The organism is Leisingera sp. ANG-Vp (assembly GCF_000813725.1).
Taxonomy (GTDB): domain Bacteria; phylum Pseudomonadota; class Alphaproteobacteria; order Rhodobacterales; family Rhodobacteraceae; genus Leisingera.
This window is the reverse complement of sequence record NZ_JWLD01000002.1, coordinates 81,353-94,689: the sequence shown is the minus strand read 5'-3', so window position 1 is coordinate 94,689 and position 13,337 is coordinate 81,353. Positions and strand designations below refer to the sequence as shown.

Here is a 13,337-nt window from a genome sequence, read left to right as displayed (position 1 = left end):
TTATGCGTTCGCCTGGGCTTCCTGAGCGGAAGCCATGAATTTCTCAATGAATGTGTCTGCCGGATGCAGCGGCGAAATACATTCAACAACGACAATGTTTGCCCCCGAGCGCCACTCGGTCAGCTCCTGCAACTTCCCGCCGCTGTCTAGCCGCGCCTTGATTTCGTCGGACACGCTGGCCCAGATAACAAAGGCGAGTGGCTGCTTGCCTTGCGAATACAGTCGGAACTGCTTCAACAGGATCGCCGGCGACAGCAGTTCCTCGACAGTTTTGATCGGCAACTCGCGGTGGTCCTTGGACATTGCCATGAGCCAGACAGCCTGGCCCATGACAGATGCAAAGGTCTGTGCGTCAACGGTGGGAAACGTGCCCTTCTGATCCGTCATGCAGGTACCCTCAGTTCAACTGCCGCGGCAGGGACCGGCCCTTGCTGGCCAGCGCCCGGCGCTGTTTGCGATTGAGCGTCTGTCTCTCCCCCGCAGGTGCAGCTGGTTTAATCTCCAGCGGCTCATTGCGAGGCATGGTGGAAAGCGCGGCATCAGACAACGGCTGTACCGGTCCGCCATCCAGAACCGCAGGCGCAGGCATTTGCGGGCGTTGATCTTCCCATTCCGCAGCTTTGTAAATGTCTTCCAAAGTTGTGCCAGAGCATTCGAGAATATAATCCTCAGGCTTCGGTAGCGTATCGCCGGATTCCCAATGGAACGGCATCGAAGCGCCATCGTCAAACCGGATCAGCCCGTCTTCTCCAACAATTCCGCCCATAGCTTCGATCAGATCAGCCACGGCAAAAGAGCGTTTGCCGTTCACGATGAAACGGGTTCCAAGCCGGATGCGGCCCTGGTCCCGGACTTCCACGCTACCGTCGGCATTGCGGGGCCCTGTGACTGCTTTTACGAAACCGTCGCGCGGATCGCCAACGGGCACGTTGGTAGCGGCACGGATCAGCGATCCGTCTTGATGCTGGATCACGCCATCGTCGCGCAGTACATCGATCAAGGTTTCGAACTTGCAGGACTTCTTGCTGTCCTGGCGAAAATAGACGTGGCCGGGGGTCACGTGGGTGCCGTGGAAGTTCAGCAGTATTTTGGCTTCGTTCTGGAAAGTTTGGGCGACTGGACCGGGGACGAGGTTGCCCCTCTCGTCGAATGACACGACTATGTCGCCAGCTTTGATCGACTCAATGGGCTTCGTCCAGATTTTTGATCGCACTTCATTCTGATCGAAAATACCGTCCGGTCCGAGTTTAAGATCGTTATCGAGCGGCCACATGTCGATGTAGGTTTGGGCAGCAAAGCACAGTGGTTCTTCGGGAACCGGCACAAGATCTGCATGACCTAAATCGACAAGCACTCGTGTTGCTTGCGTATTGAAGTTGAGATACGCGTCTGCTCCAAGCTTACCAGCGATCTCATCCCGAACCATTTCCTGAAATTCTTCGTTTCCTAGTAGCTCCGGGTTTCTAGCCAGGAGTTCTAGCAATGCATCAGGAACGGAGAGTCCCGATTGGAAAGCTTGTTCGATCGTATAGGCTGTTACTAAGGCTTCTGGGGACCAAGTTCGATCTGATACTCCAAGGCTGATTTCTACACCTCTACCGCCTTGAAGACCATTCGAAAAGAAAAGTACTGTTCCATCCGGGGCAATTTCCAGTAATTCCGCTGCGGCAGCAATGTCGCCTGCTGTCACTGAATCAAACATTTCTAAAGCGGTTTCTGCATAATCGAAAAAACGCAACGGAAGGGTTAACCCAGCACCGGTAATAAACCCGCCTTCAACGGTTGCGGCGAAACCGCTAATTGATGAAACACCTGATTCTCCAATACGAGCAATACCAATTTCGACGGCACCCTCAAACGGTAGGCCGTCCGAGGTGCCCGCGGTAATTGCTCCTACCGTGATCCCAGTTCTGCCACCTGATGAGTCATAAACCCATGTTCGCGCCAATTCCGCGCCCGCATTCAAAGGAGCTCCATCTGGGCCAATCTCCGCAGCAAAAGTGTATGTTATCGCGTAGTCAGAGGGAAGGTTTTGGGCCAAGTCACGCAGAGCCCGATCCGACAGTGTGTCGGCAGTTCTGAGAATTTCGAGCGTATCTTCAACAATACCCATTTCAAGTATCTCCAATGATCAAAATTGCTAGCATTGTCAGGATGAAAACCAAAAAGAATGCAACTGGAATAAGAAGCCAGTGCAGGAACCCGATTTTCGCCAATTTAATGTGCGCTTCTCTCAATGGGTCATCTTCTTTCCTTTTAAACCCCAAGCGCAGATTGTAAGTGTTTAGGTTCAGTTTTTGCCCACTGTCCCGCAACGCAGTGTACTCATCTCTCTGAGTAATCCTCCAGAAAGAAAAGATAATGGCCGGTATCACTAGCACTGCGGCTAGTGTTGATATGAACTCCACTACAACCAAGGGTATCCTTTCCCAATTTTCTGTTTCCGCCTTTCTTTAGGCGGAACGGATATCTCCAAAGGCAGCCATTTTTTGTCACGCTGTATCTCTTCGCTACCGGTTACCGAGGTTGCCGCTCCAACGAGCTAACGGCAGTCTTATGGCGCGTTATACGCACACGTCTGTACCGCCACAGTTGCGTCACGTCTAGGACACAAAGTTGTGATCGATTGAGGTTTGTTGAAACACCTCAATGTGTATGGCCTTCGCGCCAGCGATGCGACGAATGTCGACCCGTTAACTTTCCTGAATCCGGGGCCCAGCCCGCCAAAGTCAACCGCTTCCTCCATTTCTCGGAAACGCTCCCAACCCAAACCATGGAGTGCCAAGAAGTGCGAGCTTATTCCCATGCTGTTCTTTTCACATCCAACGGATCAACCCGAACCCGAACCGACTGGCCGAATATCTGCGTTCGAGCTTCCACCATTGGATGCAAGTCGAGTGCAGCCTGAACCATGCTGGTGAAGGTCACTACGCGCCCAATGAATGGCCCGGCCAACACCTCCAACGCGGTGCCGGACTGAAACTGACACATGGCCGCCCTGTCCCGGCTCTCGACGATCCTCTGCGCCTCTGCGTTCTCTTCCGCGGCTTTCGCCAAGAACGGCAGCACGTGCTTACGGACCTCCTGCCCGCTGACCATCATCAACGAAGGGCTCAGGCCGCGGCACTGAATGGCCTGGGCCAATAGCTCCGGCGGGATGTCCGCGAAGAGGTAGCCTGGCAGGTAGGCGCTGGTGACCGGCTCGGCGTGGCGCTTCTTGCCCTGGCGCTTGAACTCGATCTTGCGCGGGGCGAGACCATCGAAAAGGTCTATGGACATCACTCGCCGAGCTTCCAAGCCTCTGCACTGAAGGCCATTGAAGGAAGCTCAGCGCACCAATAGAGCTTCCCTACCTACACCTCCTAGTCGACAGGAGCAGAATGAGGAATACACTCGAACAGTTCAGTCTTTTCAAAGTGATCAAGATCCAAACTGCGGGCCATATCTTGCCTAGAGAAGACAACGCTTGCTGCATCTCTCAAGAGGTCCTCTAGCGGTGTCCGCTCTGCCAGCCTTTCATTCACTGCATGCCCCAGCAGCTCCATCAAATCGATGGTAACTGGAAGAACATGCTCACCTTGGTCCTGGTATCCTGTCATCAGCTCTTTATCGAACTCGTCTTCATCCCAATGAGCCAATGCAGTGCCTGGTCCGCCTTCCAACTCTACCGACATATCCCTAAGAGCACGAAGTTTACGAACCGCAGCGGACTTAAACTCTCCAGAACTCTTGTGGAAAAGAGCTTCCCACTCCTCCCAACCTATTCCGAGTGAATGCCCGATCTCATGAATGATTGTGCCCGCGATTTCGTCTTCGTCGAACTGCCCCAGGTACTTCGTGTTGAAATCAACCCGCCCATATCGAACGCCATCCTTTGCATAAGGCTTGTATGCTCTGGCAATAGTGTATCCATCCTGGGTAAAGGTGCCCAACCTAATCACAACAGAGTACTTAGGCGTCACAAACCGGTTCCAAAAATTACAAGCGGTCCGAGCTCCATCCTTGAGCCTGTTCCCCATGTCGGAAACCACCTTGTAAGTCACGAAGTTTTCGGCGGCTGGTTTCTTCTTAGGTGGCTTTGCAATGTCGCGAGCGCGAAGCAGCCAGGAGATGGTATGTTGAAGCGTTCTGGCGCGTTCAAGGTCTTCAGCCGTCAGAGCCTCGCGCTGGCCCCAAATAGCCGCGGCCTCTTCCTTCAAGTCATCAATAAGACCCTCAATGGTGTCAGCGTTCGGTTGAGCCGAATGAAGTGCTTCTTTTTGCTCCGCCGTCCTCTTGCTCACCTTTTTTAAGGCCATCGCCAAACGGCTCTTGTAGCTAGGCTTGTCAGTTTTTTTCAGGAGTGCCACCGGAAAGTCGCGGCCCCAAGATTCGAAGAAGCGCAAGCCAGTCGCTTCCTCAATCTCTTCGAGCGTAGCAGGAAAGTCTTCCGGGCCAGCGCGGCGAGGTGCGTTCTGCGGAATTATGAAGCAATCCATGTGTACTTTGGACGGCGTATCAAACGGATAGCTATGAGGATCCACGACAATGCAGAAATAGGCTTCCGGAACCTGGACGTACTTGCCATGCCCTCTTCGTATTGACGCCGGGTCGTCACCGAAGATGGGGCCTACAAGCGCCCAGACATGGTCCTTGCCTTTTTCGTCTTTGATCTCCCGAATGGCGTCCTCAAGCTCAAGCCAAACACCACTGTTCAAGGAGCCGTACTGCGGGCTCATATTGGACATTAGGAAGGTTTCCATTTGAGCTAATCGCCCAAATTGGCGGTTGATCACTTCATTGGGCGCCATATGCCCAACGTTCAGCTGAACCCCACCAAGCTTTCCAAAGGTTCTTCGTCCAACCCTCAGGTTTTCATCCAACCTCGTGTCATCGTAGTACATCAGAGGGCGATCATAGTCGACGTCCTGACTAGCGTAAGCGACCCGGTAACCCACCCATGCCGGCTGCATACGTTCTGGGCAAAATCCGGCGATGTAGCCGTGGTTCACCAAAATTTGGATTTGCCGATCACCGTCAAGATTTTGAGGCGCCCCTCGCCATAAATGCAAATCTACCAAGTGGGATTGGTGGGCGCAGGCAGGGTGAATAACTGTATTGTCCATCTCAAGTTCCAACCTCTTTTGATGGCGAGTTCGCCCTAGAAACACGGGCTTAACGAGTAACATCGCTGCGGGCTCGTTTCTTTACGAAGAGCTCGACCTTAGGGGGAAGAACCCCCAACACACGCGATCAAGGATTGCAGCACCTTAACGATTAGGCAACCAATTTGTTGCCAGCTCACTTATTGGTGGAATGCCAAGAGGTTCTTCAAATCACTGAAATCAAGTGACTGTCGCCGAAAAAACCGCATTTCAGGCTTACACTTATTTCTGACTTGGTACGTATCACTGACTACTTTGTTGGTTTCTGTTATGCGTAACAGTTACGCCCTGGACTGAAACACCCAACACTGCACAAACGTAGGGTAAATAGCTAACAAATAGAGATAATTTCGGCTGGATCTGCCCTCCGAAGGCAGAGGACTGAGGTTCGAATCCTCATGGGTGCGCCACTTTCCGACAGACCCATGAAACTCCGTTGACGTTCATGCTAGCAGTGCGGTTTTGAGTGCGTCCAGCAGCGCCTTCTGGCGTGACGATTTCCCAAGGCTGGGCGGCCATGTCAGCCAATAGCCATCGATTGTCGAAAGTTCCGGCGCCTGTGCACGTTCCAATTGTCCGGTTTGCAGCAAATTGGATGCCAATGCCTGCGATCCAAGAACCACGCCCATCCCCAGCCGGGCGGCCCGCAAAGCATGAGCCATGGAATCTACGGACACCTGTCCGGACTCCGGCTCAGGCTCTCCGGTCACCCGGGCCCACTCAGCCCAGCCCGGCCGTTCGCCGCGCAATTCGATAACCGGAAGCTGCCGCCAATTCTGTCCCAATCCCGGCGCCGTCATAGGCTGAAGCACTTCATTGGCCAGCAGCACACCTTCGCGCCCATCCCAGCCGCCTCGGCCATAGCGGATGTGCAAAGCACCTTCTGCGGCTTCGAATTCAAGCCGCTTCGGCACCGTTTCGGTAACAATACGCAATTCGGGATACTTTCTGGAGAAAACTCCCAGCCGCGGAAGCAGGAGCAGTTCCAGGTGGGAGGGCGACGCCGCGATCCGCAGCTCCCGGACGGTCTGGCCGAAAATGTTTTCTGTTCCCAGTTCCAGCGCCCGCAGGGAATCGTGCACCAGGGGAAGATAGCTCTCCCCGTCCACGGTCAGGGCCACACCGCGCGCGGAGCGGATAAAGAGCTGACGCCCCAGCCAGGATTCCAGATTGCGGATCCGCTGGCTGACTGCGGCCTGTGTGGCACCGAATTCCTCCGCCGCGGCGGTGAAGCTGCCATGCCGGCCGGCCGCTTCAAACACTTTGAGCCAGTCGAGCGGCGGCAGCCCCTGTTTGGTGACTTTCTTGGCCATTAGAAAACCTAACTCTCAAACCCCGATTTCCGTCGTTCTCTTGATGGCTCAGGCACATTAGCTAAGCAAGCACGAACAAGGCCAACCGGAGAAACACCATGCCCCGTTCCGTGACCGCTGACGCTTCCGGCAGCTTTCTGACCCTGACATTTGAAGACGGCCAGCAGTGCCGCTTTCACGCGATCTGGCTGCGCGACAACGCACTGGATCCCGAGACCCGGTCGCCCGGCAACGGCCAGCGGCTGATCACCATCGGCGACATTCCGGCAGACACCAAAATCAGCACCGCACTGGTGGAAAACGGCGCGCTGACCGTGACCTTTGCACCGGAAGGCAAGACCGTCGCCTTCCCGGGAAAGTGGTTGAAGGAAAACGCGTATGACATTGACCAGGAAACGGAATTCGGACGTGTGGCACCGGGTATCGAGACCTGGAACAGCAGCCAGCCCGCGCCTGCCTTCGACTGGACAGAAGTGAAGTCCAATCCCAAGGTAAAACGCGACTGGCTGGATTCCATTGCCCGTCTTGGCTTTGCCAAGCTGGTGAACGGCCCGATCACCGAAGGCGCACTGGTCGAAAACGCCGAGATGTTCGGATTTGTCCGCGAAACCAACTACGGCAAGTATTTCGAGGTCCGCACCGAGGTGAACCCGACCAATCTCGCCTATACCGGTCTGGGCCTGCAGGCGCACACCGACAACCCCTACCGCGATCCGGTGCCGTCGCTGCAGATCCTTTACTGCCTGGAAAACTCGGCCGAGGGCGGCGAAAGCATCGTTGTGGACGGCTTCCGCGCAGCAGAACGCTTGAAGGCGGAAAACCCCGAAGGCTTTGCCCTGCTGGCAGGCTATCCGGCCCGGTTCGAATACAAGGGGTCCGACGGTGTGCACCTGCGCTCGCGCCGCCCGATGATCGAGCTGTCCCCCGATGGCCAAATGGTCGGCATGCGCTTCAACAACCGCTCCTCGGCACCGTTTGTCGATATTCCGTTCGAAAAGATGGAGGCATACTACGCCGCCTACCGCCGCCTGGGAGAGTTCATCGACGATCCGGACATGGGGGTCTCTTTCAAGCTGGAGCCCGGCGAAAGCTTCATCGTCGACAACACCCGCGTGATGCATGCGCGCCTGGGCTACTCCGGTTCCGGTTCGCGCTGGCTGCAGGGCTGCTACGCTGACAAGGACGGCCTGCTGTCGACCTTGAACGTGCTGAACGCCCAACTGGAGGGCTGAAGCCATGAGCAAGCCGGATTTCAGCAAGCTGACTCAGGACAATATCGTCGCCTTCATTGGCGATATCTTTGACCGCCGCGGTGACGAAGAATACCTGGGCGAGCCGGTCACCATGACGGAGCACATGCTGCAGGGCGCCACCATTGCCGAACAGAACAACCAGCCGGAAGAGATCATCGTGGGGGCGCTTCTCCACGATATCGGCCATTTCACCAGCGAGTTCGGCACTTTCTCCATGGACGACACTGAGGACCGCTTTCATGAGGAAGCCGGCGCCGAGGTTCTCGAACAGTTCTTCCCCTCGGTGATCACTGACTGCGTGCGTTACCATGTGGCGGCCAAACGCTACCTTTGCGCGACCAAGCCGGAGTATTTTGACCGTTTGTCAGAGGCTTCCATCCATTCCTTGAACCTGCAAGGCGGGCCGATGAACGCTGAGGAAGTGGCTGAAATGGAGAAAAACCCCAACCTCAAGCAGATCATCGCGGTGCGTTATCTGGATGAGGCCGGCAAGCGCGCCGACATGGAAACGCCGGACTACTGGCACTTTGCGCCGATGGTGCAGCGGATGGTCGATAAACATTTGGGCGCCAAGGCATGAGCGCGCCCGAGTACATCTTTGAAGCCAGCTCCAAACCCTCGCTGCCCTGGCACGAGGTGCCGCTGATCCGGGCCACTGAGGAAAGCGTCAAAGGCTATGGCTGTCTGGTCGACGACCCGGAGACCTTCGAGATCGAAATCGTGCAATGGCCCGCCCAGGGCTGGCGCCCGATCGATGACGGCACTGGAGACGAGGCCGGCTGGGTCGAGGGCACCTTCCGCGGAGACTGGCGCGGAGACGTGCTGTACGGCGAAAATGAAGCGGTCAACGGCAACTATGTGCTGGGCTGGTCCGCCGACCCGCAAAAAGCCCAAGTGGAGTCGCAGACCGCGCCGCGCGACCAGGTGCTGCTATGGCACATGAATTACCACCCCGACGGCGGCCAGCTGTTCTATCCGCTGGACAACAAGCCCTTCATCATCCCGGCGGCGCTGCCCGGGGATGACCTGAGACCGGAAAAGGTTGTGGCCTTCTGGTGCGACGGATCCAAGGGGCTCTATATCCACCCGAATATCTGGCACGAGGGCATCTTTCCGGTGGAAGACAACCAGCGGTTTCTGGATCGCCAAGGCAAAGTGCATGCGCGGGTCAGCTGCGACGTGGGCAATGAGTTTGGCGTCTACCTGTCCTGCCCGCTGCGAGAAGACAAGATCCAAGGGTAACACTCTGCTTGGAAATGAAAATGGCGCCCGATGCGGCGCCGTTTTTTTGTTGGGCACTTGCCGGGGTCAGGCGAACAATTCGTGCGCTAGCTCCAGCGCATCTATCAGCGTGTCGACCTCGTCCTTGGTGTTATAAAGGCCGAAGGACGCGCGGCAGGTGGCGGAGACGCCCAGATGATCCATCAGCGGCCCGGCGCAGTGATGGCCGGCACGTACTGCCACGCCCTTCTTGTCCAGGATCGTCGAGATGTCATGCGCATGCGCGGCACCTTCCATGGTGAAGCTGAATATCGCAGCCTTTCCAGGTGCCTGCCCTTGCACGTTGATCCAGTTGAGACCGGTCAGCCGCTCCAGAGCGTAGTCCCGCAAGTCCCCTTCGTGCTTGGCGATGTTCTCCATGCCAAGCGCCATCATGTACTCCAGCGCCACGCCCAGGCCGATGGTCTGCACGATGCCCGGTGTGCCGGCTTCGAACTTCATCGGCGGATCGTTGTAGATGATCTCCTCTTTGGAGACCTCCTTGATCATATCGCCGCCGCCAATGAAGGGGCGCATCTCGGCCATGCGCTCAGGCTTGATGTAGATCGCACCGGATCCCGAAGGGCCGTAGAGCTTATGGCCGGTGATCGCATAGAAATCGCAGCCGATGTCCTGAACGTCGACGGGCATATGCACCGCGCCTTGCGATCCGTCGACCATCACCGGCACACCCTTTGCATGGGCCCCCTGGGTGATTGCTTTGACGTCCACCACGGTGCCCAAAACATTGGAGCACTGGGTGACCGCGACCAGCTTCGTCTTGGGGCCAATCGCATCGATTACCTTTTGCGGATCGAGGCTGCCGTCGTCTGCCACATCCACCCACTTCAGCACCACCCCCTGACGTTCGCGCAGGAAGTGCCAGGGTACGATGTTGGCATGGTGTTCCATCACCGACAGCACGATCTCGTCACCCGCTTCGAACCGCGGCATGGCCCAGCCATAGGCCACAAGATTGATGCCCTCGGTAGTGCCGGAATTCAGCACGATTGTGTTCTCGTCGCCCGCGTTCAGAAAGCGCGCAATGATACCGCGGACGGCCTCGTACTTTTCAGTCGATAGATTAGAAAGGAAGTGCAAGCCACGGTGAACGTTCGAATATTCCTCGGCATAAGCCTTTGTTACCGCGTCGATCACAGCCTGCGGTTTCTGAGCCGAGGCGCCGTTGTCGAGATAGGTCAGCGGCTTGCCGTTCACCTCACGCGACAGGATCGGAAAGTCGGCACGGATTTTGTCCACGTCATACATTTTCGGGCAACCCCAGGTTAGCAGGGCCGATCAGGCCCACAAGAAAGAGAAGAGCAAACACAAGAATAACGCTGGCCATCAGAACCACGCCAAGCGAACGCCACACGGACCCGAACCTGTGCGCCGCATTCACAAAGTGCAAGAGGATAAAGAACACGACGACATTTGCAGCGATATTCAGCAGCGAAGCAAGCGGCGGCAAAACCAAAAACACAGCAACGATTGCGCCGTTAAGACCGGCCTGCAGCAGTTGCAGCCAAGTTACCAGTGCCAGCAAGGATGCCAGGTTTCCCTGGCCGCCCAGCCAGCGTCCGGTTGTAGCCAGCATGGCGATGAACCCAAGCTGCAGCACAAAGACAACGGCGAAATACGCACCTGGCGTAAAATTCGGCAACAGGATTTCAGGCGGCAGCGGAAACAGGATCTGCTGCACCGTGTAGACGCAAGTGTTCAGCACCACAGAGAGCAGATAGGCCGTCCACAACGCTTCGCGCGGCCAATCCTGTGCCAGGATCTGCTGGGCTGCGTCCTTTGGGGCTTTCAGCGTCAGTAAGGCAAAGGCGGCCAATCCGTTCATTGTTTCGCCCAATAGCCTTGGATCATGCCAGACACCCAGAACCACAGGAACGCCGCAAGCCACAACGCTCCGACCAGGTTCAGCGCTGTGCTTGCGCCAATGAACCCCGCAACCAATCCGTTCAGCAGCATAAGCGGGCTGGCCGCTAGAAAGGCCCAGAAAAGCGCCAGCCGCGCACGGTAAGCATCGCCCTTTCCACCCGCAGCCCTTGCAACCCAATGAGCAATCAGCGCGAGCACGTACAGCACCAGCGGTGCAATGAAGACCCAAGCGAGCAGCGAACTGCCTAACAGCATGTTCAATTCCTGCCCGGTCAGATGCGCTTCGCGGGCCCGCACCGGCATCTGCGAGACAAAAACCAGCACACAGCCGCTGATCAGAAAGATCAGCAGCCGATCCTCACGGGCGCCCATGCTCAGAAGCCGCGCAAACACCTTGCGCGGCCCCTTGTAGGTTGCCGGGATATCCGTGGTGACAGACATCAGTGGCGCCGGGCCAGCCAGCCTTCGAGACGCTCAATGATGGCGCCTGCCACATCTGCATCCTCGATTTCGTCCACCGCTTCGGCAAGGAAGGCCAGCGTCATCAGGTCAGTGGCCTCCGCCTTGGGAACCCCGCGCGAGCGCAGGTAGAACAGGCCTTCCTCATCGATCGCGCCTGAGGTGGAGCCATGAGAGCACGCAACGTCGTCAGCATAGATTTCCAGCTCTGGCTTTGCCAGGAACTGGCTGTCGTCGTCCAGCAGCAGCGACTGGGAAATCTGATACCCGTCAGTCTTTTGCGCGCCTTCCTTTACCAGGATCTTGCCCTGGAACACACCGGTTGCACCGTTGCGCAGAACCTTCTTGAACACCTGGCGGCTTTCGCAGTTCACCGCGTCGTGGGTGATGAAGACGGTGTCATCGTGGTGGAAGTCGCCGTCGCCGACGCAGGCACCCGCGATATGCGCAACCGCATCGTCGCCGGTCAATTCAACCACAGCTTCGTTGCGGGTCAGCACGCCGTTCACGGTCAGGGTAAAGGACTTGAACACAGACTCGGTTCCCAGCCGGGCAAACATGTGGGTCGCTGCACGGCGTTCGTGGTCCCGGCCCTGCGCCCGCACCACATGCAGAGCACCGCCGTCGGCCACGTCGATTTCCATGCACTTGTTGAACCGCGCTGCAGCCGGGCCGTTTTCAAGGATCGTTGCGGATGCGCCGCTGTCGACCTTGATCACATGGTGCAGGATCGCGTCAGACGCCTCATCCGCGTGGCGGTAAACCAGGTTCACCGGCTTGGAGGGCGTGCCTGTCACATGGATGACCACGCCATCGGTGGCAAAGGCTGTATTCAGTGCGGCCAGCGGGCGCTGAACAGGAGTCTGTCCGCGTGCTTCAAGAACACCGTACAAGTCTTTGGCCCAATGGATATCTTTCTCGCAGATGTCGGCAATGCGCTCGATGGAAATCCCTTCCAGAGACAGATCGTCCGAGGCGTCTGCGTCAAAGACACCGTCCACGAAAACCACCTTCAGGCGGTCAAAGCCGTCGAACATCGGGGCTTCGCCGGTCTCGAACACAGCGGCCTTGGAGACCTCTGCCGCGGTCAGTGTGTCGGGGCGGGTGTACTTCCAGTACTCGTCGCGACGGCTCGGCAGGCCCATGGTCTGGACCCGCGACAACGCGGCCTGGCGCGCTGCCTTGAGGCAGCCGCCCTCGGGCAGCTCCAGCGCGGCCAGCCGCGCCTCGGTTGCGGTTTGCTTTGCTTCGGGCAGTGCCATTATGCGTCCACCTCGGCCAGGATGCCGGCATAGCCGTTGTTTTCGACTTCCAGCGCCAGCTCGGGACCGCCGGTTTTCACGATACGGCCGCCGGCCAGGATGTGCACCACGTCAGGTTTGATGTGGTCCAGCAGGCGCTGGTAATGGGTGATCACCAGGAAGCCGCGGTTTTCGTCGCGCAGGGCGTTGACGCCCTCGGCCACCAGTTTCATCGCGTCCACGTCGAGGCCGGAGTCGGTCTCGTCCAGGATGCAGAGCTTCGGCTCCAGCATCGCCATCTGCAAGATCTCGTTGCGCTTCTTTTCACCGCCGGAGAAGCCGACGTTGACCGGACGCTTCAGCATGTCGGCGTCGATCTTCAGCGTTTTTGCCTTGGCGCGCACTTCTTTCAGGAAGTCAGAGGCCGACAGTTCCTCTTCGCCGCGGGCCTTGCGCTGTGCGTTCACCGCAGTACGCAGGAAGGTCATGTTGCCAACGCCGGGGATTTCCACCGGGTACTGGAATGCCAGGAACATGCCCGCAGCGGCGCGCTCTTCCGGCTCCAGCTCGAGAATGTCTTCGCCTTCGAGAGTGGCGGAGCCTTCGGTGACCTCATAGCCGTCACGGCCCGAGAGCACATAAGACAGGGTCGACTTGCCCGAGCCGTTCGGCCCCATGATGGCGTGCACCTTGCCAGCCTCGACCTTCAGGTCCAGACCTTTCAGGATCTGCTTGTCTTCATCTTCAAGCTTGACTTGCAGGTTCTTGATTTCGAGCATT

General features: G+C 57.3%; 13 protein-coding genes and 1 tRNA gene. 4 read left to right on the top strand and 10 right to left on the bottom strand.

The features are described from left to right. The 4 genes from RA20_RS00635 to RA20_RS00615 form a co-directional block, all read right to left on the bottom strand. Entirely contained in the window at positions 1 to 387 is a 387-nt protein-coding gene (locus RA20_RS00635) for a toxin-activating lysine-acyltransferase (protein WP_039123672.1), read from the bottom strand. Between the two features lie 10 nt (positions 388 to 397). After that, positions 398 to 2,113, bottom strand: coding sequence for a hypothetical protein (locus RA20_RS25630; protein WP_193748745.1), 1,716 nt, complete (start codon positions 2,111 to 2,113; stop codon positions 398 to 400). 683 nt (positions 2,114 to 2,796) lie between these two features. Beyond that, entirely contained in the window at positions 2,797 to 3,279 is a 483-nt protein-coding gene (locus RA20_RS00620; RefSeq protein WP_039123670.1) for a hypothetical protein, read from the bottom strand. Between the two features lie 83 nt (positions 3,280 to 3,362). Further along, positions 3,363 to 5,105 (bottom strand): DNA/RNA non-specific endonuclease, encoded by a 1,743-nt coding sequence (locus tag RA20_RS00615; protein ID WP_039123669.1) that lies wholly within the window; start codon positions 5,103 to 5,105, stop codon positions 3,363 to 3,365. 377 nt (positions 5,106 to 5,482) lie between these two features. Here RA20_RS00615 and RA20_RS25225 point away from each other — a divergent pair. Next, a tRNA-OTHER gene (locus tag RA20_RS25225) sits at positions 5,483 to 5,554 on the top strand. Positions 5,555 to 5,587: 33 nt separating this feature from the next. On the opposite strand, the gene RA20_RS00610 is transcribed toward RA20_RS25225, so the two are convergent. Beyond that, a complete protein-coding gene (locus tag RA20_RS00610; protein WP_039123668.1) occupies positions 5,588 to 6,457 on the bottom strand; it encodes a LysR family transcriptional regulator in 870 nt (289 codons plus the stop codon). A 98-nt stretch (positions 6,458 to 6,555) separates the two neighbouring features. On the opposite strand from RA20_RS00610, the gene tmpA reads away from it, so the two are divergent. The 3 genes from tmpA to RA20_RS00595 are packed head-to-tail and all read left to right on the top strand — an operon-like array spanning position 6,556 to position 8,952. Continuing rightward, positions 6,556 to 7,689 (top strand): 2-trimethylaminoethylphosphonate dioxygenase, encoded by a 1,134-nt coding sequence (gene tmpA / locus RA20_RS00605; protein ID WP_039123667.1) that lies wholly within the window; start codon positions 6,556 to 6,558, stop codon positions 7,687 to 7,689. Positions 7,690 to 7,693: 4 nt separating this feature from the next. Further along, the gene (gene tmpB, locus RA20_RS00600) at positions 7,694 to 8,290 is read left to right on the top strand and encodes a (R)-1-hydroxy-2-trimethylaminoethylphosphonate oxygenase (RefSeq protein ID WP_039123666.1); all 597 of its coding nucleotides are present in this window, start codon (positions 7,694 to 7,696) and stop codon (positions 8,288 to 8,290) included. Then, a complete protein-coding gene (locus tag RA20_RS00595) occupies positions 8,287 to 8,952 on the top strand; it encodes an ureidoglycolate lyase (protein WP_039123665.1) in 666 nt (221 codons plus the stop codon). The genes tmpB and RA20_RS00595 overlap by 4 nt, the downstream gene beginning before the upstream one ends. Before the next feature lie 66 nt (positions 8,953 to 9,018). Here RA20_RS00595 and RA20_RS00590 read toward each other — a convergent pair whose 3' ends face one another. The 5 genes from RA20_RS00590 to sufC are packed head-to-tail and all read right to left on the bottom strand — an operon-like array spanning position 9,019 to position 13,336. Next, positions 9,019 to 10,239: a cysteine desulfurase gene (locus RA20_RS00590; protein WP_039123664.1), complete on the bottom strand. Its 1,221-nt coding sequence runs from the start codon at positions 10,237 to 10,239 to the stop codon at positions 9,019 to 9,021. Next, a complete protein-coding gene (locus RA20_RS00585; protein WP_039123663.1) occupies positions 10,232 to 10,816 on the bottom strand; it encodes a YIP1 family protein in 585 nt (194 codons plus the stop codon). The genes RA20_RS00590 and RA20_RS00585 overlap by 8 nt, the downstream gene beginning before the upstream one ends. Then, complete coding sequence (locus RA20_RS00580) at positions 10,813 to 11,298, bottom strand: YIP1 family protein (RefSeq protein WP_039123662.1); 486 nt, start codon at positions 11,296 to 11,298, stop codon at positions 10,813 to 10,815. Before RA20_RS00580 ends, RA20_RS00585 begins: the two co-directional genes overlap by 4 nt. Continuing rightward, positions 11,298 to 12,578 (bottom strand): SufB/SufD family protein, encoded by a 1,281-nt coding sequence (locus RA20_RS00575; protein WP_039123661.1) that lies wholly within the window; start codon positions 12,576 to 12,578, stop codon positions 11,298 to 11,300. Before RA20_RS00575 ends, RA20_RS00580 begins: the two co-directional genes overlap by 1 nt. After that, positions 12,578 to 13,336, bottom strand: a complete 759-nt coding sequence (gene sufC / locus RA20_RS00570; protein WP_039123660.1) for a Fe-S cluster assembly ATPase SufC — start codon at positions 13,334 to 13,336, stop codon at positions 12,578 to 12,580. The genes RA20_RS00575 and sufC overlap by 1 nt, the downstream gene beginning before the upstream one ends. Position 13,337 lies beyond the last annotated feature (1 nt).